The 20,186-nt window shown below is 59.9% G+C and carries 17 protein-coding genes; 11 read left to right on the top strand and 6 right to left on the bottom strand.

Translation table 11 applies throughout. From position 1 onward, the window contains the following. The first annotated feature begins 463 nt into the window (after positions 1-463). A complete protein-coding gene (locus AC1VS5_RS02105; RefSeq protein WP_019128795.1) occupies positions 464-649 on the top strand; it encodes a DUF362 domain-containing protein in 186 nt (61 codons plus the stop codon). 417 nt (positions 650-1,066) lie between these two features. Here the strand turns inward: AC1VS5_RS02105 and AC1VS5_RS02100 are convergent, their stop codons facing one another. Then, positions 1,067-1,654, bottom strand: a complete 588-nt coding sequence (locus tag AC1VS5_RS02100; RefSeq protein ID WP_481217544.1) for a hypothetical protein — start codon at positions 1,652-1,654, stop codon at positions 1,067-1,069. 352 nt (positions 1,655-2,006) lie between these two features. Here AC1VS5_RS02100 and trxA point away from each other — a divergent pair, with 352 nt between their 5' ends. The 4 genes from trxA to AC1VS5_RS02080 all read left to right on the top strand — a co-directional run bounded on the left by trxA (position 2,007) and on the right by AC1VS5_RS02080 (position 6,013). Then, positions 2,007-2,327, top strand: coding sequence for a thioredoxin (trxA, locus tag AC1VS5_RS02095; RefSeq protein WP_019128793.1), 321 nt, complete (start codon positions 2,007-2,009; stop codon positions 2,325-2,327). Positions 2,328-2,471: 144 nt separating this feature from the next. Beyond that, a complete protein-coding gene (locus AC1VS5_RS02090; protein ID WP_144688267.1) occupies positions 2,472-2,720 on the top strand; it encodes a hypothetical protein in 249 nt (82 codons plus the stop codon). A 2-nt stretch (positions 2,721-2,722) separates the two neighbouring features. After that, positions 2,723-3,289, top strand: coding sequence for a nickel-responsive transcriptional regulator NikR (gene nikR, locus AC1VS5_RS02085; protein ID WP_481217543.1), 567 nt, complete (start codon positions 2,723-2,725; stop codon positions 3,287-3,289). Between the two features lie 12 nt (positions 3,290-3,301). Continuing rightward, positions 3,302-6,013 (top strand): carbamoyltransferase HypF, encoded by a 2,712-nt coding sequence (locus tag AC1VS5_RS02080; RefSeq protein WP_481217542.1) that lies wholly within the window; start codon positions 3,302-3,304, stop codon positions 6,011-6,013. A gap of 339 nt (positions 6,014-6,352) precedes the next feature. Here the strand turns inward: AC1VS5_RS02080 and AC1VS5_RS02075 are convergent, their stop codons facing one another. From AC1VS5_RS02075 to AC1VS5_RS02060, 4 genes are all read right to left on the bottom strand, one after another. After that, positions 6,353-7,807, bottom strand: a complete 1,455-nt coding sequence (locus AC1VS5_RS02075; protein ID WP_481217541.1) for a glycoside hydrolase family 1 protein — start codon at positions 7,805-7,807, stop codon at positions 6,353-6,355. 44 nt (positions 7,808-7,851) lie between these two features. Continuing rightward, positions 7,852-8,721, bottom strand: a complete 870-nt coding sequence (locus tag AC1VS5_RS02070) for an MBL fold metallo-hydrolase (protein WP_481217540.1) — start codon at positions 8,719-8,721, stop codon at positions 7,852-7,854. Positions 8,722-8,782: 61 nt separating this feature from the next. Then, complete coding sequence (locus tag AC1VS5_RS02065; protein WP_481217539.1) at positions 8,783-10,207, bottom strand: PTS transporter subunit EIIC; 1,425 nt, start codon at positions 10,205-10,207, stop codon at positions 8,783-8,785. Between the two features lie 218 nt (positions 10,208-10,425). Beyond that, entirely contained in the window at positions 10,426-12,267 is a 1,842-nt protein-coding gene (locus tag AC1VS5_RS02060) for a BglG family transcription antiterminator (RefSeq protein ID WP_481217538.1), read from the bottom strand. Between the two features lie 188 nt (positions 12,268-12,455). Here AC1VS5_RS02060 and AC1VS5_RS02055 point away from each other — a divergent pair, with 188 nt between their 5' ends. The 6 genes from AC1VS5_RS02055 to AC1VS5_RS02030 all read left to right on the top strand — a co-directional run bounded on the left by AC1VS5_RS02055 (position 12,456) and on the right by AC1VS5_RS02030 (position 18,244). After that, complete coding sequence (locus tag AC1VS5_RS02055) at positions 12,456-12,950, top strand: helix-turn-helix domain-containing protein (protein WP_481217537.1); 495 nt, start codon at positions 12,456-12,458, stop codon at positions 12,948-12,950. Positions 12,951-12,976: 26 nt separating this feature from the next. Next, positions 12,977-14,248 carry a HipA domain-containing protein gene (locus tag AC1VS5_RS02050; RefSeq protein ID WP_481217536.1) on the top strand — a complete coding sequence of 424 codons (1,272 nt, stop codon included), beginning with the start codon at positions 12,977-12,979 and terminating at the stop codon, positions 14,246-14,248. Positions 14,249-14,468: 220 nt separating this feature from the next. Next, the gene (locus AC1VS5_RS02045) at positions 14,469-14,720 is read left to right on the top strand and encodes a HypC/HybG/HupF family hydrogenase formation chaperone (RefSeq protein ID WP_019128787.1); all 252 of its coding nucleotides are present in this window, start codon (positions 14,469-14,471) and stop codon (positions 14,718-14,720) included. After that, the gene (gene hypD / locus AC1VS5_RS02040; RefSeq protein WP_481217535.1) at positions 14,717-15,913 is read left to right on the top strand and encodes a hydrogenase formation protein HypD; all 1,197 of its coding nucleotides are present in this window, start codon (positions 14,717-14,719) and stop codon (positions 15,911-15,913) included. Before AC1VS5_RS02045 ends, hypD begins: the two co-directional genes overlap by 4 nt. Positions 15,914-16,083: 170 nt before the next feature. After that, positions 16,084-17,106 (top strand): hydrogenase expression/formation protein HypE, encoded by a 1,023-nt coding sequence (gene hypE, locus AC1VS5_RS02035; RefSeq protein WP_481217534.1) that lies wholly within the window; start codon positions 16,084-16,086, stop codon positions 17,104-17,106. A 469-nt stretch (positions 17,107-17,575) separates the two neighbouring features. Continuing rightward, entirely contained in the window at positions 17,576-18,244 is a 669-nt protein-coding gene (locus AC1VS5_RS02030; protein WP_276766086.1) for an HAD family hydrolase, read from the top strand. A 582-nt stretch (positions 18,245-18,826) separates the two neighbouring features. Here the strand turns inward: AC1VS5_RS02030 and AC1VS5_RS02025 are convergent. After that, positions 18,827-20,186: DUF5105 domain-containing protein (locus tag AC1VS5_RS02025; RefSeq protein ID WP_481217533.1), on the bottom strand; the 1,360-nt coding region annotated here is incomplete at its 5' end.

Here is a 20,186-nt window from a genome sequence, read left to right as displayed (position 1 = left end):
CAAATGGTTTGCGTGCAGTGCGTTCTATACCCGCCCGCATGCGCTGCCGGCGGATTCTGGACAAGGCGGGGATTCTCGGGCGTGTTTCGGACACTGTGGGCATTGCCGGGCGGATTCTAGACATGGGAGAGATTGTCGGGCGACATTTCACCATTCTGAACGCCCTGAGCGTCCGAATGTCGCCCGATAACGATTCCAATGTCCAGATATCGCCCGACAGCGCGAGGCGTGCCCGGATTCCGCCCGACAACGCGCGGCGTTTCCGGATTCCGCCCAGCATCGCTAGGCCTTCACGGGGCGCCCAGCGCGCACGCAAAAAGTTCCCCTCGCCTTACTCGGTGAACGGCAGAAAAAGACGGTCTGCGAGGGTTGCAATGAGACGGGCGCGCGGTATATTAAGCCACAAGAGTCTCGATGAACTTTCGCCAAACCACATCGAGCATCTATAAGAGGAGGAATCACTATGGCCCATCCCGTTATTGAAGCCGATGAGTGCATCGCTTGCGGCGTTTGCGTTGACGACTGCCCCCAGGGCGTTCTGGAGCTCCAGGACGTTGCTACCGTGACTGACGAGGATTCCTGCATCGCCTGCGGCGTGTGCGTGGAGAGCTGCCCCGCCGGCGCCATCACCGAGATCGCCGAGGACTAGCTTTTACCGCCTCATCGGCATACTCGAGCTATTCGCTCATGAAGACGGGTCCTTCGGGGCCCGTTTTTCGTTTGCCGGAGGAGCTCAGCGCGCAACTTTTCACGCTTGTGGCAATCGAGACACGATTGGTGGTACATGAGCTCGGTTGAAACCGAGCTCGCAACGCATCACACCACCCAGAAGGCAGTATTTCCTGCGAATATTAGAGTCATCCCGCTGTTCAGGTGCCCGTTTCCACCGATGCAACGGCTCCGAAACGCTCAACGAGCACCCTCTAGTACCACTAATCGTATGCATTTTGACACGAGGCCAAAAGTTACAGAGAGGGAAGGTCGCCATCCAGCTGACAGCCCGAGCTTAGTGGCGCGCAAGCCGACATCACTTACTTAAATCACTTGCTTAACTTCATCCGCATGATTAGTACGGCGCCCCCAGCGGCGGAAGCTGCTTGAGATAGGCCCACATGCGCTGCTTTGCCCGTCCATCGGCAAGCGCGGCCTCGAATCCATCGAGGGCAAGCACGCGCCTTCCAAGAACATGAGCGACGAGCCCCGGAGCGAGCATCGCCATGTCGAACTGCTCGATGCGAGCAAGCTCCTCGGCATATGCCTCGCGCATGATCGACGCAGCGGTATCATCAAGCAGAACGACGGCCTCGGGATCAAGCGCCTCAAGCGCCTCGCGGAACAAGGCCGGGGGCAACGGCCGCCCCGAAGCTACCTCAGGCGCAGCGCCTTCCCCTTCCGGCCCTGCGATGGCAGACAGCGCGCAGAACTCCTCCGGTGCGTATCCAAGGCGCTCGAGCGCAGCTGCCAACGCCGCGCCATCGGCGCCGGCGAGCAGCTCCCCACCCGCAAGCTCGTTAGCATTGAGCTCGCCCTTCACCAGGACTATGGCCGAGAACGCGTTCCCACGCATGCAAACGCCGCGCGCGGCAAGCGCATCCAGCTCCTGCTGCGCCGCCGCAAGCAGCGCGTTCCTTCGATCGGCATTCGAGACAGCCATGGTTCCCCCTTGTTAGATGGGCGATACCTGAAAACTCGCGAAACAACGGCGCATCGCTGTTGCGCGGGCCTGCAAGCACACGAACCCGTAAGCACACGGGCGCCCACTTCTCCGCGAGCGCGTGGACACGCGTGCCACGAGCCGCATCGCTCGCGGGCGCGGGGCAAGCGCTCGGCATCGCGCATCCTTATTGTAGCGGTGACAGCATCAACGCGAACGAGCGCGCACTGCGCCCAGCACGTGGGGGAGCAATAAAAGGCTGCTCCATCTGCAACGAGAACGCTGAGGTGGGTATAACCGCACTGTCTCGATTTATCCGCGCCTTTGAGCGCGCCTCACATAAGGAGGAACCATGGCAGCAATTACCGAGGTCAATGTCTCCAATTTTGACGCTCTGCTTGCTAACGACCTACCCGTTCTCATCGATTTCTGGGCACCGTGGTGCGGCCCGTGCCGCATGGTTTCGCCCATCGTCGACCAGCTTGCCGATGAGCTCGATGGCCGTCTCGTCATAGGCAAATGCAACGTGGACGAAAACCAGGACATCGCCATGAAATATGGCGTCATGTCCATCCCCACGCTCGTGATCCTCAAGGGCGGCCAGGAGGTCAACCGCATCGTGGGAGCTATGCCCAAGCCCGCCCTCACCGCCGAGATTGAGAAGAGCCTGTAACGGTTCGGCTCCCTATGCGAGCGACACGGACGCAACGACAACGTAGTACACTGAAGCCCCGGGTTGCCGGGGCTTTTTCATACCGGGATTCGCACCTGATGCCAAACGGCGAACTACGGTCGAACACGGCCTCAAGGAGGACCTATGCACGATGTGGGCATGAATATGAGCCAGCTCGCCATGAGCGTAAAGCAGGTTGACAATACGATCGAGCTCGCTCGGTCTTGGAGCCACGATTTGTTCCATGCAACTGAGGCGTACGACATGGAGCGCATCGGCTCCAAGCTGGCCCAAGCGATGCGGTCGCTCGATGAGGCGCGCGCCGCGCTCGAAGGCTACGAAGAGGCCATCGAAGCCGACCATAATTCGGTGGGCACCGTCCGGCTGGTGTAGCGATGGACGCCGCGCGCCCCGAGGGCCATACCGAGCGCTTCAACAACGCCGAGCCCGCCGACCATGCATGCGCAAACGCGTGTGATGATTTTGCAGGGCAGGCATGCTCATCAGACCAGGCGGGAGCAGCCGTGCACGCCAGCTCGGCCGATCTCGTCCGGTTCTCGGTTGCCGTGCCAGAAGACCTGCTCGCCGCTTTTGACGAGCAGACCGCACGCCGCGGTACCGGAGCCAACCGCTCCGAGGCAATCCGCGACCTCATGCGTGCCGCACTCGTCAAAGACGAGTTGAGGACACCAACGGCGCAGGTCATAGGATCGCTGACGATGATCTACGACCATCACACCGGCGACCTCACCCGACAGCTGGACGAGATTCAGCACGATTACACGGCCGAGATCGTCTCAACCATGCACGTGCACCTGGACCACCACAATTGTCTGGAAATCCTTGCGGTGCGCGGCCAGGGCGCGCGCGTCTATGAACTCGCCGACAAGCTGCTCGGCCTGCGCGGCGTACACCACGGTGAGCTCACCTGTGCCGCCACCGGCGCGAGCCTGGAGCGGTAACTGGATACGGGAATGGCGCTGGTTCACATCCACATAACCGGAATCGTTCAAGGCGTGGGTATGCGGCCGTTTGTGTACCGTGTGGCAATGGCGCACGGGATAAGCGGCTGGGTGCTCAACGCGGGCGACGGCGTGCACATCGAGGCATCGGCCGAGAACGCCTCCGCGCTCGACGCGTTCGTGCGCGCGCTGCGCGATGAGGCACCGGCGGCAGCGCGGATTGACGGCATCGAGGTTGTCGGGCGCGCGGGCGGCGCGGATGACGCGGGAGCCGACACACCGCAGGGAGCGACGCCGGAAGGCTCCTCGCCGACCTTCCGCATCGTCGCATCGGATGACGAGACGGAGCGCACCACGCTCGTCTCGCCAGATATCGCCACCTGCCCCGATTGCCTGCGCGAACTCTTTGATCCCGCCGACCGGCGCTATCACTACCCATTCATCAATTGCACCAACTGCGGACCACGGTTCACCATCATCCGGTCGCTCCCCTACGACCGGCCCGCCACATCAATGGACGCATTCCACATGTGCCCCGCATGTGCGACGGAATACGCCGACCCCGCCGACCGGCGCTTCCATGCGCAGCCCAATGCGTGCTTCTCCTGCGGCCCGCACATCACCTGGCGTGAAAAGGTCCAAACAGGCACCGATGCGTGGAAACGGCGCGGCGGAATCACCCCTGCTGTTGGCACCACACGCCAGAAGAGCGATGCCATCATCGAACGCTGCGCCGAGATGCTGGCAGCCGGCGGCATCGTCGCTATCAAGGGGCTCGGCGGCTTCCATCTTGCCTGCGACGCATCGAATGAACATGCCGTGCGCGACCTGCGCCGGCGCAAGCGCCGGTCCAACAAACCGCTCGCCGTCATGGTTGGCAACATAGAAGGCGCCCGGGCGCTTTGCACGATCGACGAAGCCGAGGCGGAGCTGCTCACCGGATCCATCCGGCCCATCGTCCTGCTGCGCCGCCGCAAGCAAGACGAACGCAACGACGAATGGGGCGCTGAACAGGGCAAAGGCGGCAGCGGCCACAGCCCTAAAGGCGACGCAAGCAGCCGCCCCGAAGGCGACGGGAACGACAACTCCAGTAGCAACGGAAGCGATTGCCCCTCGCTTGCGCCATCTGTCGCTTTCGATCTGCCCGAGCTCGGCATCATGCTCCCGTACACTCCGCTCCAGCACCTGCTGCTCGCCGCCTGTGATGCGCGTGGCGTGCACACACTTGTCATGACCAGCGGAAACGTAAGCGAGGAACCCATCGAAACCGATGACGAGCTTGCTTGGGCCCACTTGGTCGAAGGCGGTCTCGCCGATGCGCTGCTCGGCAACAATCGCGCCATTCTCACCCGGTACGACGACTCGGTCGTACGCGTGGTCAACGGCAACGTCATGCCCGTGCGCCGCGCGCGCGGATACGCTCCGCAGCCACTCGACCTCTCTCGCTGCGCACCCAGTCCAGAAACGCAGCAGGGCACGGCCCCGCACGGTGACATCCCGTGCACCCTCGCCTGCGGCCCCGAGCAAAAAGCAACCATCGCCCTCACGCGCGAACAGCCCGATGGCAGCGCACTGTGCTTCGTGTCCCAGCACATCGGCGATGTTGAAAATGGCGAGACGTTCGACGCCTGGCACGAGGCGCGCCATCGCATGTCGAGCCTTTTCGAGCTTGAACCCCATGCGCTCGCCTGCGATCTTCACCCAACCTATCTCTCGAGCCAATGGGCGCGCGCCGAAGCATCTGAGGATGGGCGCCCGCTCATCGAAGTGCAGCACCACCATGCACACATCGCGTCGGTAATAGCCGAAATCACTGCGCGCGGCATCATCGGCCCTGCGGAGCAGGTGCTTGGCATTGCGCTCGACGGCACGGGAGCGGGAACCGACGGCACCGTATGGGGCGGCGAGGTCATGGTTGCGAGCCTGAGCGGTTTCACGCGAATGGCGCACCTAAAACCCTGGCGGCTCCCGGCCGGGATGGCTTCCGTGCGCGACGCGCGGCGCAATGCGTTCTCGCTGCTGCACTCCTGCGAGCTGCTCGACCATCCGGGAGCGCGCATGCTTGTCGAGGGCCTCAGTGAAGCCGAACGCGCGGTTACCGCCACCATGATCGAGCGAGGGCTCAACAGCCCGCTGACCTCCAGCATGGGCCGCCTGCTCGATGCCATGGCGGCCATGCTCGGAATCTGCCCGAGCGCTACGTACGAGGGCGAGCCTGCCATCATGCTCGAAGCCGCGGCGTGGCGAGCGCTTGGTACTGATGGCGCGCGGCGGGCCCACGATAGGGCAGATTGTCCCGGCTATCGCTTTGCCCTGCAAGAACAATCGGTTCCCGCGCCGGACGAACAGACTCGGCAACTCAGGAGTCGCGTTGGCGAACATGCCATCGACCAGGTTATTGAGCTTGACCCGACACCGATGGTGCGCGCTGCACTCGACGACCTCTCGGCAGGGCGCCCCGTCGAAGCCATTGCAGCTGACGTGCACCTCGCCGTTGCGAAAGCCGCTTGCGATGCCTCCATCCAGATTGCGCGCCGCACCGGCATTCGCAACGTTGCGCTTTCGGGCGGTGTTTTCATGAACCGCCTGCTCTTGGGCGAGGTCTTGCAGCGGTTGCGGGCAGAAGGCCTGCGCCCGCTTGTCCCCAGCGCGGCACCCGTAAACGATGGCTGCATCGCCTACGGGCAGGCGGCCGTCGCCCGTGCGCGGCTCTGCGAACGGTAGCGTCGCGTTCGCGCGCGGTCCCGAAAACCGCAACGTAGCACATGAGAGCAACTTTAGTGAAACGCGGACACCGGGTGTCTGCGCTTCACGTAAAGGCACCGGCCCAGCCTTTCAGGCTCGTTTTTCGGCATCCGGATAGTTCGAGGCTCGAGCCGGTAGTTTTTTTGTTAACCGTCATCTATACCAACTCAGGGAGTCAACAAAACCCCAGTTGGCACTTTCAAAAAAGCCGGTCTACTCGTTAGTTCCTGAAAAACCTTCCGACTCGAGCCTCGAACACTGAGTCGGGCCCGCCACAGGCCTCATAAGCTTCGAGCGGAGTCGGCCCTCAGCGGCTTCTCAGCCCAGATCATCCCCATTCGAGGCAATCACCTTTTGATACCAAGCAAATGAGTCTTTCTTGCTGCGCTTGCCGCTGCCGCTCCCCCCATCGTCGCGGTCAACATAAACCATCCCATACCGCTTACTCATCTGCCCGGTACTCGAGCTCACCGAATCGATGGGAGACCATGCTGTATATCCAATCACGTTCGCGCCATCGTCTACAGCATCACGCATCGCCTTGATGTGAGACCGCAAATAATCGATTCGATACGCATCATGAATGGAACCGCCATCTTCAACGACGTCTGGTGCCCCTAGGCCGTTTTCAACAACCATCATCGGTATGCTGTATCGATCCTGCAGCTCGTTTATTGTGTAACGCAAACCATCTGGATCAACCTGCCATCCCCATTCCGAAGCGGATAAATAGGGATTGCGAGCTCCTCCTAGGAGATTTCCATCAACACGCTCAACTTCGGCCTTTGCTGTCGCGCAATTGGACATGTAATAGCTGAACGCGTAAAAATCAACAGCGTTCTCGCGCAGCACCTCATCGTCACCGAATTTCTCAACAGGCGCTATTCCCTCACGCTCAAACCACGCCAACGCAAATGCAGGATAAGCGCCCTTGACCAGCACATCGCTACAAAGGCGATTCATGAAGCGATCGTCGTGCTGGCAAGCGAGCATATCTTCTGGGCTGCAGGTGAGCGGGTACTTGGTTATATAGCCGATCATGCACCCAACTTGATTCAGGGGGTCTATATCGTGAGCAATCTGCACGGTCAAAGCACTAGCAACCAGTTGATGGTGCAGCGCCTGGATGCGGTCACGAAGCGGTATCCCCAGCTCGTCAACGGGGGTCCATTGATCAACCTCACGCAACGCGGGGGGAACAAGGCCCTCCGCCTTAAAGGCGCCCATCGGAAGAACGCCGAAATTGATCTCGTTGAACGGAAGCCACTTCCGAACACGACCACGATAGCGTTCAAAAAGCACCCGGGCATATCTCAAATACAGGTCGATGACTTCCCGATTAAGAAAACCGCCATACCGCCGCACAAGCTCCCATGGCATATCAAAATGGTTGATCGTTACGACCGGCTCCATCTTATACCGCTCGCAAGTCTGAAAGATGTGGTCATAGAAGCGAAGACCTTCTTCATTTGGATAATCATCGTCCCCGTGGGGAAAGATGCGCGACCATGAGATGCTCATCCGGTAGCACGTGCAACCCATTTCCGCTAAGAGGGCAAGGTCCTCTTCTATATGACTCGCATGGTCAACGGCATCGTGACTTGGATAATACGTATCGGGATGAATAACCGCATTGAAAAGACGCTTTCCGCCCGGAGCGCATCCAGTCACATGGTCTTGCAGGCTTTCGCCCTTCCCTCCAGAACGCCAACCGCCTTCAAACTGGGCTGCAGCTGTCGCCCCGCCCCACAAGAACCCTTTAGGAAACCCCACGGAATCCCTCCATTCTTCTCCGCTCCCACGCGATGATGCAACGATTACGCCCCGGCTCCCAAGCGTTCAATCGAATGCCCCAGCCATTCTGCGAGACGATCGTCGGAATAAATGAGCTCGCATGCGCGATACCGATGTTGGTAACCGCTACCAATGAACGAGACAAACGGGACGTCATCCATATAGGTTTCGGCAAGCTCATGCTCGAAGCAATACAACTGGTCTTCAATAACCTCATGTCCAACAGGAAATATGTCATGTGCGGTGTAGATGCTCGAATACTCTTGCCTACGCGCCAGCAAACTCCTGAGGCTTTGCACCGCCTGAGCGAACGGTGCCTGCTCATCCGATGAGTTGAAATACCAAACATTGTGAACGGTCACTTGATCACCCGAGAAGAGCCGTCCGTGTTTAGCATCGAGCAGCATGATGTGTCCGTAGCTGTGGCCTGGCGTATGGATTACCTCGAGTGTCACGCCGCCGAGTTCGATGATATCGCCCGCGTAAAGGAAATGAGGCCGCGTCCCCACTATTCGGCGCGAAAGAAACGCTGTCTCGTCTATTACCCCCTTGAGCTGCGGCATTTTATGCAAACGATAGTCAATAGCACGCTTTCTCAAGTCGTAGGTATCGTTTGCAAGCACCTTTCCCCAATCGAGCGGATGCACCCAGACCTCATCGAACCATCCGCAACCGAGTGCGTGATCGGGGTCGCCGTGGCTCACAACGAGCATCAGCGGTAAGGACGTAATCTGGTGAACAAGCGGACGAATGTCTTCGTACCCATACCCGATATCGAACACCAGAGCTCGCTCACGACCCACGAGAACATAGCAGTGGACGCTCTCGGTTTCCGTGATGACATAGAGATCGTCGTCGATTCGGCGAACCTCGTTGATGGGAGTCGATTCCATCGTTCACCATCCTTTTTGGTGCTGCGGCAGCCAAGCCGCCGCAGCACACCATGCGTATGAATTAGACCGTTGCCTTATCCTCGGACTTCTCACCATAGCAGCTATCGTCAAAGCCCAGCACCAAGGTGGCTACAAAGCTTACAACGATAGTCAGCGCCGCCGCGGCGATGGCAAAGTAGAAGTTTGTCATCGTGCCATCCGGATTCAAGAAGATCGGCATGGTGAAGAACGAAGGGGCACCGAAGCTGTACACGTGCACGCTGAAAACAGCGCAGAAAATCGCATTGACGATGCAGGCGATCCACGTCGCATACAACGGGCGCTTCATGCGCACGCAGATGCCGTAGAGCGTGGGCTCCGTCACGCCTGCAAGAAAGGCGGTAACCGCACAAGACATCGAAAGTGTCTTGAGATTGGGATTCTTTGTTTTGACGAAGCACGCCAACGCGACGCCAAACTGGGAAAAGTTCATTCCGATAAACGCAGGAAACAGGAAGCTATCGAATCCAACCGTCTCGAACATGGCCATGACCAGCGGAATTATTGCCAAGTGCATGCCCGTCAGCACCATAAGCGGCGCTAGGCAGCCAACAACGAGCACACTCGCCCACGGAGCCGCGCTGTTGATTGCCTCCATGGCAGCACAAAGCAAATCGCCTGCATATCCTCCCAGTGGCGCGGTGACACATAGCGCGACGGGGACCATAATCACAATGCTTGCAAAGGGTCGAAATACGAACTTTACGGCATCTGGAACAATCCGCGCAACGAGCTTCTCAACATAGCTATACACCCACACAGTAAGAATGGCGGGGATGAGCGTCGAGGTATACCCGCCCGTCATAACCGGTAGACCAAACAGCGATGAAAACTCTCCGCTTGTAGCAAGGTCGGCAAGCGTTGGGCTGACGAGCAGAGCGCCTAGAAACACACTCACCATCACATCGCAGCCAAAGCGCTTTGCCGATGTATACGCCAAGAACACGGGTAGGAAGTACAGCGCAGCGTTCCCGACCATATTCAGAATCGTGTAAGTCGAGCCATCCGCCGGCAAGCCGCCCCATCGACTCAAGATCACCAGCAACGCAGAAATGAGACCGCTTGTCATAATAAGCGGAATCGTTGGACCAACAATGGAGGAAAGCACGTTGAGCATGCGAGAAAAGATGTTTGCCTTCTCGTCTGATACCTCATGCCCCTTGGCATCGTCATCGCTCTCGGCTGCACTTTCGATATTTGGATAAAGATCAACCATTGCTTTGAATGCCTGAGCGACATCGTTTCCTACGATTACTTGCACGCCACCAACGCTCTTGACGGCACCCATAACACCCGAAATGCTCCCCAACGCATCAACATCGATCGAGCTCGTATCAACCAGCTGGAAACGCAGGCGCGTTGCGCAGTGGAACACCTTAGAAATGTTGTCAGGCCCGCCAACGCCTTCAACAACGCATCGTGCCAGAACAGCATAGTCCTTTGACATGTCTTCTCCTGCTCTCTTCACGTACGAAACTCATGGGACCCATGCATTAATCGTACGGGCTAGCAGCAATTTGTGAAGATTTCGCATTTGCGCCAGTAGTAGCGCACGCTGTTGCACTAGCACGTAATTCGGGGAGGGGTGCATCCCGCCGCACGAGCGCGCGCGTGCTAGGACGCGGGAACGTTGGCGTGCACCAGGCTTGGAAATTGCGTGTCTGGCTATTCACTCGGCAAAATACTGCTAAGGTACTCGAAGAACGGAACTGGGCCCGTCTCTCCACCATAATGGGCAATTACCACCTTCTCGATGCGCTTTCCCAAGTATGCAATAGGCTCCAGTGGCCTGCATGCCCCAATCCAGCTCTCTTCATTCAGCTCGGTCTCGATGATGCAAAGCGTTGCCGGCCCAATCGTTTCTGCGGAACGGGCAACATAGTGCCCCGAAGGATGGTTCCCCGAAGAGGTGCTCTCGTCGCTCCCAGCCTGAAGCAATGTTTCTATTGCGCGCCGAGCAAGCTGTTCATCAAGATCGACGACAGGGTACCTTCCTTCCATGGCACGTAGCGAAGAAGCGTCCATCTGAACGCGGCACGAGAGCATTTCGCGTCGAATCATCTCCAGTTGGCTACGGCTTTTCTCCTCGAGCAACGTGAAACGATGGTCCATTACTGCAAGCTGAGAATCTGACGTAATCATCAGATGAGCCCAAGCTTCATACACTTCGGCATTCGACAGGTACATATAACTCGGAATCGTGCGAACAACACCATGCATCTCGTCAGCATACAGCCCTAGTCTCCGCTCAAGTTCAAAAATGGACGAAGCGCTCTTGTCGCTCACTAGAAGAACCTGCAATCGGTCTTTCAGATTCTCAATGGCTGCGACAAGATAGAGGACCATATAGCTCAATTCTGCCTCTGGAACGCGCATGCCAAGAGCAGGCTCAAGGCACGTTTTAAGCATGTGCACCGCTAAAGGATATGTTCCAAAAAGCCGCCTTGTGTCACTACCGACACTTACACGACCAGAAGAGAGCCGCTGACTGAGGCGAACAATGTGTTCAGATACCGCAGAACGAAGCCGCAGCCCCATCTGCAAGCGAACTCCAATCGTCGACTCAACCCGGCGCTCGAAATCATCGAGTACGCGCTCTGCTGTGCCTTCACTCGGCATCTCGCTGTGGACCAAATTCAGCTCATTCAGCAAAAGCCCGATTTCATGCAGCTCTGCCGAAGTAAATTGATATCCAAAATGTGCTTGGATGACATTTGAGATATCGGACACCACGGGCACGACCTCAACGCTCCTGCAACGCATGCGTTCCTTATCGTCCTCGCAATCCGCCGCGTCGCGCGCATTCCCGTCGAGCGCAAATCCGCATTTGCTACGCACAATGGTAAACGCCAGGTATTGCACGAACGACTCGAAGGAACCGCTTGTTGCCATGACGGCATAGCCAATAAACCGATCGGCAACAAGATGGCGCAATCGATCAATATCTACCAACTGGGTCAAAGCCAGCTGTACACCCAAAAAGAGGTGCCCGTCGTCCAAGCTTCCACATTTAGTGAGCATGCTTCGCTTTCCCCGTTCTGAAGCGGTGATGCGCACTCCTTTACCGGCGAGCGATTCCAACTGAGCTCCAGGCGTTCGCGGAACAATCCGTTTCACCCGGGCGAAATGGGACATGACGGTCGAACGAGAAACATAGAGCCGTTGGGCAATGTGTTCGATACTCACGTACTCACGCTCGAACAGCAACATAACGATTATTTGACGCTCAAGAAGGTACTCCGGCGCCTCCGCATGGCGCTCCGATGAATTACGAATCTCTTGAGACGACCCGGCTCGATCAGGTACAACGATACGATATCTCAAACGTCGATTCGACTCGATACACGCCATCTCTGTCTCGGCGAATGATGCCTGATTGATTGCCTTGATCTCATTTTGGAGTGTTCGCCTGCTCACACCGAGTGCGGCAGCGAGCTCGGGTCCATGCACCCAATCGGCATATCCTTGCAGGCAAGCGATAATGCGTCGCTGGCGTTCTCTCGACACGCTCCTCCTTTCGCTTGGCCCTTGATAAGTATAGAGCGGAAGCTATAGGGGCACCGTACGAGGAGCAACTAAAAGTTCGAGGTCTGCAGACCCACCACAATATGCAGACTTTTGCAGTTTCTACTATATGCAAACTTTTGCAGATATACTGAATGCACAACGTTTTACGTCTCTGGAGGCGAACGAGCATGGCGAACCACACTACAGAGCACAGGACCGAGGACGGCCGCATCATCAAGCCGATCAGAATTCCCCGGCAGGTGGGGCTGTACGCACGTCGCGAACGCGAGGCGCAGGGTCTCACGCGCAAACAGCTCGCAAAGGCCGCCGGTGTCTCCGAACGCCTGCTCGCATCTCTCGAGCTCGGCGACGCCCCCGGCATCCGCCTCGACAAGCTGCTCGCCGTCTACGACGCGCTCGGGCTTGAGCTCTTCACCATCGGAGAGCATATCAGGGAAGAGCGCCCGTGGGAGCACAACGGGAGCTCTGCTGCCCCTGATAGCACCGGCACCGCACCAGCAACCCGCACCACCGCGCAACGTCACCGGCGCGGCGCGCGTGCAACAACCCGCACCAAACGGACCGAAAGCTCCCCAGAGCTCAGGCTATCTGATTTTCAGAGTGCATATGACAGGCTAATCGCCAACATCTTCCACGACAACAGCGGAGTCACAGCAAGGTAATTCCGCCGTACCACGTAGGAGGTATCATGGCAGAACTCTCTCTGCGCACCATCATCTGCGGGACCCCCGCTGGGACGCTCTGGCAGGATGCACAGGGCCTCGTCCATTTCAAATATGACGAGGGTTACCACGGCGCACCGCTCTCGCTTGCGTTGCCCATCTGCAACCGCACATACCACCAACAAGCATTGCTGCCCTTCCTGTTTGGCCTTCTCCCCGATGGCGAGCAGCAGCGCAAGGCCATTGCCCGCGACTTTGGCATCAGTCCCAACAATCCCGTCACCATGCTCGACTGCATCGGCCTTGATTGCCAAGGCGGCGTGCAATTCTGCCGAGAGGAGCGCGTTGATGACGTACTCGCCCGCATAGGCGAATACCGTCCGCTGGCCGACCATGAAATTGCGTTGCGCCTCAAAGCGATACGCTTGGATGACGAGGCGACATGGGTCGGCGAGGAGGAAAGCTGGTCGCTCGGTGGCAATCAAGGGAAATTCGCCCTGGGACTGCGCGATGGCGCATGGTGCTCCTGCATCGGCTCGGCCCCCACAACGCACATCATCAAAAACGGTGTCGTGGGCTTTAAGCTACAAGCGCTGAACGAATTCGTCTGTATGAAGGCCGCCGAACGAGCGGGTGTGCCCACGGCACATGTCGACTACCGGCTCTTCGAAGACGAACCGGCGCTCATCATCGAACGCTACGACCGCACCATCGGAGAAGACGGGACGATTCTGCGCGCACATCAAGAAGATCTTTGCCAGGCACTTGGGGTCATGCCGTTCCAGAAATACACCGCAGACGGCGGGCCCGCTGCTCGCGACGTTCTCACCCTTTTGGGAACTACCCCGGCCGCGCGTCTTAACATGCTGTTGTTCACGTTGATGTTGTTCTTTAATTATCTTATCGGGGGCACCGACGCTCACGCGAAGAACTATTCGCTACTACTTGGGACAGAGCATAACGTCGCGCTTGCCCGCATGTACGACGTGGCCTCAGGCTTTGCCTATGACCGGCTGCGACGGCACGGGCGGCTCGCCATGGCGATTGGCGGGGAGAATCGCTTCGGACGCGTGGGATCCGGCGCGCTAGAGCGCTATGCGCAGTCAGGACCGTTCGAGCAGTTCGGCCTCGGAGTTGCCAGTTGCCGGGCCCTCATGATGGACCTCGCCCAGGAGATACCCATCAGCCTCGCCGAGGTTTTTGACGAGTATGCGGCCATCCCCGGCATGGACGAACTGCGCGAGCGCCTTGAGCCGCCCATCATCGAGAACTGCGAGCGCACGCTCGAGTTGCTGTAACGATGTGCGGCGAATGAAACGCAGACACCCGGTGCCTGCGTTTCACTCAAAGCCTCAAACACTGAGCTCGGTCCATCGCGGGCCCCGTGTTGGGCCTCACGCAAGAAACTCCCACGGCCTCGCCGCATCAAACCAGCCCCGCATTTGCCCGCGGGCGAACGCGGCGGTACCATCTACCCGAACGAGCTCCCACCCACTATCTCGACCAAAGGGGCAGTCTATGTGCCTTGCCATTCCGGGATCCATCGTAGCCATCGAGGGAACCAACGCCACCATTGACATGCTCGGCGTGCAGCGCCGCATCTCCATCTCGCTCACGCCGCAGGCCCAGGTTGGCGACTATGTACTCGTACACGCCGGCTTCGCTATCGAGGTTATCGACGCCGAAGAGGCCCGCCGCACCATCGAGCTCGTGCGCGAGCTTGATGAGCTCACCGAAGAAGACCTCGCCGGCGCCGAGGCATCCGCATGATGGGGCATGACCACACGAACGTGCAGAGCGTCGGCGCTCCCATCGACACCACGGCGCACCAGCACTCCACCGCTGCCGCAACCACTGCCGCCGCGAACAGCGCTCAGCACGACATGGACCTTTCGTCCTTCCGCGATCCCAAGCTCGCGCGTGAACTCATCGACCGCATACACCGGCTTGTAGGCAACCGCCGTATCAACCTCATGGAAGTATGCGGCACGCATACCGTGAGCATCGGGCGCTACGGATTTCGTTCGATTATGCCCGAGGGCCTGCGGTTGCTTTCTGGCCCCGGCTGCCCCGTCTGCGTGACCGCGAACCGCGATATCGACCATGCCATCGCGCTCGCCCGCACCGAGGGAATCACGGTGGCCACCTTCGGCGACATGATGCGCGTGCCCGGCAGCACCTCGTCGCTCGCCGCAGAGAAATCCGCTGGGCGCGACGTTCGCATTGTCTACTCCCCTCTCGACGCGCTCGAACTCGCAACCGAGCTGCCCGATCGCAACGTCGTCTTCATGGGCGTGGGCTTCGAAACCACGACTCCCGCCATCGCTGCCTGCGTCCTCGAGGCAGCGTCCCGCGGGATTGAGAACTTTTCCGTGTTCTGCGTGCACAAAACCACGCCGCCCGCGCTTCGCGCCATCGCAAACGATCCCGAAACCACCATCGACGGCTTCATATTGCCGGGCCATGTCTGCACCATCACGGGGCTTGCGCCGTTCCAATTCATAGCACGCGAGTTCAACATTCCCGGCGTGGTGACGGGGTTCGAGCCAGTCGATATCCTCACCGGCATCGATCGCCTCGTCGAGATGATCATTTCCGGCACGCCCGCCGTGGAAAACGCCTACCCCCGAAGCGTGCGCGACGCAGGAAACCCCGTGGCGCGAAGCATCGCGGAGAAGGTTTTCGAACCGTGCAGCGCAACATGGCGGGGCATGGGAGAAATTGCACATTCAGGCCTGCGCATTCGCGAGGATTATGCGCGCTACGATGCGCGGCGCAGGTTCGCCGTCGAGGTCGAACCCACCCGGGAACCGCATGGGTGCCGCTGCGGCGACGTGCTCCGTGGCGTCATCGCGCCCACCCAGTGCCCGCTCTTCGGGCGCGCCTGCACGCCGGAACATCCCGTTGGGCCCTGCATGGTTTCGAGCGAAGGCAGCTGCGCGGCGTACTTCCGGTATCGCTAGCGAGGCGCGGTGCATAGCGTCCAGGCGGTTCGCCAGCACCGGACTTCTGCAAACCGTTTGAATCGTCAACACCGGGTGTTGGCGAACCACTGGCGAACCACTGGCAAGCCGCGTTCGGCTACACTCATCTCGAGAACGACCAAGCACCCTGGCCATCGAAAGAAGGCATCATGATTTCGGACTCCACCGTACAGCTCGGACACGGATCCGGCGGGCAGATGATGAAGCGCCTCATCGATGAGGTCTTCCTCGACGCATTCGAGGCGCCCGAGCTTCACGCGGGCAACGACGCCGGCGTAGCCGCGCTGCCCGGCACGGGGCGCATCGCGCTCTCGACCGACACCTTCGTGGTGACACCGCATTTCTTCCCCGGCGGCGATATCGGCCGGCTCGCGGTGTGCGGCACGGTAAACGATGTTGCCACCTCGGGCGCGCGGGTGCGCTATCTCTCCTGTGGATTCATCCTGGAAGAGGGATTTCCTCTCGACGACTTGCGCCGCATTTGCCAAAGCATGGCCGAGACCGCACGCGAGGCGGGCGTGGCAATCATCACCGGCGACACCAAGGTCGTGAATCATGGAAGCGCAGACGGCGTCTACATCAACACGGCGGGCGTGGGCGAGGTTCCCGAGGGCAGTTCGCTTTCTGGCGCTGCGTGCCAGCCGGGCGATGTCGTTCTTGTCTCTGGCACGCTTGGCGACCACGGCATCGCCGTGATGAGCCAGCGCGAGGGCCTCGCCTTCTCTACCACCATGGAAAGCGACGCAGCGCCGCTTAATCACCTCATTGCCGCAGTGCTCGATGCCTCGCCCCATGTGCGCTGCTTCCGCGACCCCACGCGAGGGGGTCTTGCGAGCACGCTTAACGAGTTCGCCGCCGCAAGCAATGTCGAGATCGAGGTAGACGAAGAGGCCATTCCGGTTAAGCCCGAAGTTCAGGCAGCGTGTGAGATGCTTGGATACGACCCGCTGCAGGTGGCAAACGAAGGCAAAATCGTTGCCGTCGTACCCGCTGACGAGGCTACTGCGGCGCTCGAAGCCATGCGGGCGAACCGCTATGGCGCCGATGCCGCCATCATCGGCCGCGTGCGCGATGCCGGAGAGAGCGGCCCGTGTGTGCGCGTTCGTACCCCCTGGGGATCAACGCGGATTCTCGACATGCTCGTAGGAGAACAACTGCCGCGCATCTGCTAACGGCTGGAGCCAGGGCTGTCGTGGTCGCAGCGGGCGAGAATCTGACGCCGGCCCCTGCGCCACAGTGGCGGGCGGCTTTTGGACACTTGCCTAGCATGCCATCCGCGTTTTCGGGCGGTTTCTGGAAATGCGTGGGTGTCGCCGGCGTTGCCGGGCGAGATTCGCACGCTCGCGGCGTTCCGCCTGTGCTGCCGGGCAACTTTCGGACACTCGTGGCATTGTCGGGCGGCTTTCGTACGCTCAGGGGCCCTCCGATGGCGATATGTCGCCCGAAAAGCCCAGTGGCGTCCAGATATCGCCCGGAGAACGAGCGGCGTGTCCGGATCTTGCCCGGCAGCGCGCAAAGTGTCCGGATCTTGCCCGGCAGCGCGCAAAGTGTCCGGATCTTGCCCGTGAATGAAACTGCGCAACGCGCCCATTGCCCCGTGGTAGGATGGTCGCGGCTTATTCGCGCAACCTGGGGAGCACCATGGCCTTTTCCCATGTCATCTTCGACCTAGACGGAACGATCCTCAACACCATCGAAGACCTCGCCCGCGCATGCAACCACGTATGCGAGCAGCATGGGTGGCCTACGTTCTCCATCGACTCCTACCGCTATAAGGTTGGCAACGGCATGCTCAAGCTGGTCGAACGCTTCATGCCGGCAGAATATGCAGGAGATGAGCGCATGTTCAGCCAGGCGTTCGCCGAATTCCGCTCGTACTATGACAAGCACAAGGAAGACCACACCGCTCCCTACCCCGGCATCTCCACCATGCTCGATGCCTTGCGTGAGGAAGGCGTCACGCTCGCCGTGCTCACCAATAAAGACCATGCCGCCGCGGCGCCGCTCGTGCAGCGATACTTCGGAGACCGGTTCTCCCTCGTTCAAGGTTGCACCGCAGTGTTTCCTCCCAAACCCGCGGCACCCGTCACCTTGCATGTTCTGGCTCAGCTTGGCGTAAAGCCCTCCAACGTGCTCTATGTGGGCGACAGCAACGTCGATGTTCAGACCGGGCGTAATGCGGGGCTCGCCGTTGCGGGGGTAACCTGGGGCTTTCGCGGACGCGCCGAGCTTGAAGCCGAGGGAGCCGATTTCATTGCCGAACAGCCCGAAGACATCGTGAACATCGTTCGCGGTGCCTGCGTTCACTAGGGAAAAGCTGATTATTTGGCATCAGAGCCAACCGTCCGATCGAGGTTTCAACTTTTGGGCACTTCCTCGTGCGGCGGTCGGGCAGAGGCAAGAGAGGGAAAGGGGGAGGCGCAGCTCAGGCGGCCGGCGGCCTCCCGACCACGGCGCGACTACTCGGGCCCTCCGCCCTCAAGTGCCCAAAAGTTGAAATCCCGACGGGCCGGATGCCTCCGGTGCCCAATAATCGGCGCTTCCCGAGAGAAACACCCGCCGCCATCTCCTCGCGAAGGCAAAGCAGGCTTTTCGGCTTTGACTCGATTCCGCGCAATCACGCCGAATAAATGGAAACCAACCGGGGCTTCCACCTGCGGATTCGCTCGCGCTCCCTACCTGAGAGGGCGGCCCGAAACCGAGCCAAAGCGGAATGCTTCGGTCGCAATACGGCAAGGGGCCGGGAATTGTCCCGGCCCCTATCGTGTTTTATGTCGGCATACTATCGTGCGTCAGCGCGTTGCCATGCATAGGCACGATATCGCGCATCGTCGCGTTGCCGTGTACAAGCGCTTCGTCGCACATCGGCACCTCGCCAGCGCCGCCTTCAGGCTACACGCCCATGGTACCCATCAGGTCGTCCTCGGACGCCGTGTCCATCCACCAAACACCAGAGCTATCCTGCGTAAACGTGAGCTCGACCTGGTGGTCTGCAGCCTCAGCCTCACGCGTCACCTCAAGGAAGATCTGGCCGCCCTGCTTGTAGAGGTCGTCCTCGCTGGTGATGGTCGACGGGTCAACCGTGCTCGCCCACTCGGTAAACCTATTCTGGAACTCGGTGCTAATCTCGTCCATCGACTTCGACGTGATGGTCACATCCACCGTGGCAACGTCGCCGTCCACCGTAACGTCACCGACCTCGTAGTTGAAGCCATCAAGGAACGCCTCTGCGAACTCCTCGGCAGTGATGCCCAGCTGGTCGAGATCGCTGCCCGCGCCCGCCTCGAGGCCCAAGATGAACTCGTCGTTGACGGAGTCAACGTCACCGAAGTACCAGTACACATCCGAGAGGATGAGCTCCTCGTCGGTGGGAAGGTACGCGTCGAAGACGGCCTGCTGGAGATCGATGCTATCGACCGACCACTCCGAGCCACTGCGCTGATAGGTCACCGAGAGCTCAGACTCCTGCTCTTCGCCGGCGTCGTCGGTCTCGCCCATGTACTCCTCGACATACGAGATGAGCGGCATGTGGGTGATGGTCGCGGTTGCCGTCGCGGTCTCGCCATCTTCGGCGATGGTAATGTCGCCGACCTCGAAGGACGTTTCGTCGAGCCACGAGGTATATGCCTCGTCATCCGGATAGCAATAAGCGCCAAGACCGGAAAGGACGCTATCGGCCTCGGAAAGCAGGCGATCGCCCTCGCCTGCCTCGGGATCCTCATAGAAGCTCAGATGTTCCTCGAGATCCGCGGCGATGATTTTTTCCGGGCTCGTTGAGAAGAACGTCGTGTAGACGAAGTACCCCGCCACGCAGAGTACCGCGACAACGGCGAGCACAGCAGCCACGATCCCCACCGTCTTACCCGTAGAGCGCTTCTTCTTCGGCTGATCGTTGAACAGATCGGGCGCGGGGGCAGCTTCTGCCGCAGGAGCGCCGGCCTGAGCATCCGCTGGCCCCGGCACGGGACCGGGCATGGCGCCCGAAGCGGGAGCTGGCCCCGGTGCAACCTGCGTCTCACCGACGGAAACTCCCGGCATCGTTGCATCCGGCTGCTGCGCCGACCACGGAACAGGCTGTGGCTGAACATCCGAGGCCCCCTGCTGCCACGCTGGAACCTGCTGGGTCGCAGCCGTATCCGGCGAAGAGGCCGGTTCCACCTGCGGCGAATTGTCAACGGGAGGCGCTGCCGGGGGCTCGGGCTGGAATGGCGCCGGAGCTTCAGGCGCCGGCTCAGAGGGAGCGGGCACGGGC

Source organism: Enorma sp., assembly GCF_982429025.1.
This window is presented reverse-complemented; position numbering and strand designations above follow the sequence as displayed.

Bases quoted from the DNA above. Each gene is read 5' to 3' on its own strand.
- AC1VS5_RS02105 (WP_019128795.1), top strand. From the start codon at position 464: ATGGCCCATCCCGTTATTGAAGCCGATGAGTGCATCGCTTGCGGCGTT.
- AC1VS5_RS02100 (WP_481217544.1), bottom strand. From the start codon at position 1,654: ATGGCTGTCTCGAATGCCGATCGAAGGAACGCGCTGCTTGCGGCGGCG.
- trxA (WP_019128793.1), top strand. From the start codon at position 2,007: ATGGCAGCAATTACCGAGGTCAATGTCTCCAATTTTGACGCTCTGCTT.
- AC1VS5_RS02090 (WP_144688267.1), top strand. From the start codon at position 2,472: ATGCACGATGTGGGCATGAATATGAGCCAGCTCGCCATGAGCGTAAAG.
- nikR (WP_481217543.1), top strand. From the start codon at position 2,723: ATGGACGCCGCGCGCCCCGAGGGCCATACCGAGCGCTTCAACAACGCC.
- AC1VS5_RS02080 (WP_481217542.1), top strand. From the start codon at position 3,302: ATGGCGCTGGTTCACATCCACATAACCGGAATCGTTCAAGGCGTGGGT.
- AC1VS5_RS02070 (WP_481217540.1), bottom strand. From the start codon at position 8,721: ATGGAATCGACTCCCATCAACGAGGTTCGCCGAATCGACGACGATCTC.
- AC1VS5_RS02065 (WP_481217539.1), bottom strand. From the start codon at position 10,207: ATGTCAAAGGACTATGCTGTTCTGGCACGATGCGTTGTTGAAGGCGTT.
- AC1VS5_RS02055 (WP_481217537.1), top strand. From the start codon at position 12,456: ATGGCGAACCACACTACAGAGCACAGGACCGAGGACGGCCGCATCATC.
- AC1VS5_RS02050 (WP_481217536.1), top strand. From the start codon at position 12,977: ATGGCAGAACTCTCTCTGCGCACCATCATCTGCGGGACCCCCGCTGGG.
- AC1VS5_RS02045 (WP_019128787.1), top strand. From the start codon at position 14,469: ATGTGCCTTGCCATTCCGGGATCCATCGTAGCCATCGAGGGAACCAAC.
- hypD (WP_481217535.1), top strand. From the start codon at position 14,717: ATGATGGGGCATGACCACACGAACGTGCAGAGCGTCGGCGCTCCCATC.
- hypE (WP_481217534.1), top strand. From the start codon at position 16,084: ATGATTTCGGACTCCACCGTACAGCTCGGACACGGATCCGGCGGGCAG.
- AC1VS5_RS02030 (WP_276766086.1), top strand. From the start codon at position 17,576: ATGGCCTTTTCCCATGTCATCTTCGACCTAGACGGAACGATCCTCAAC.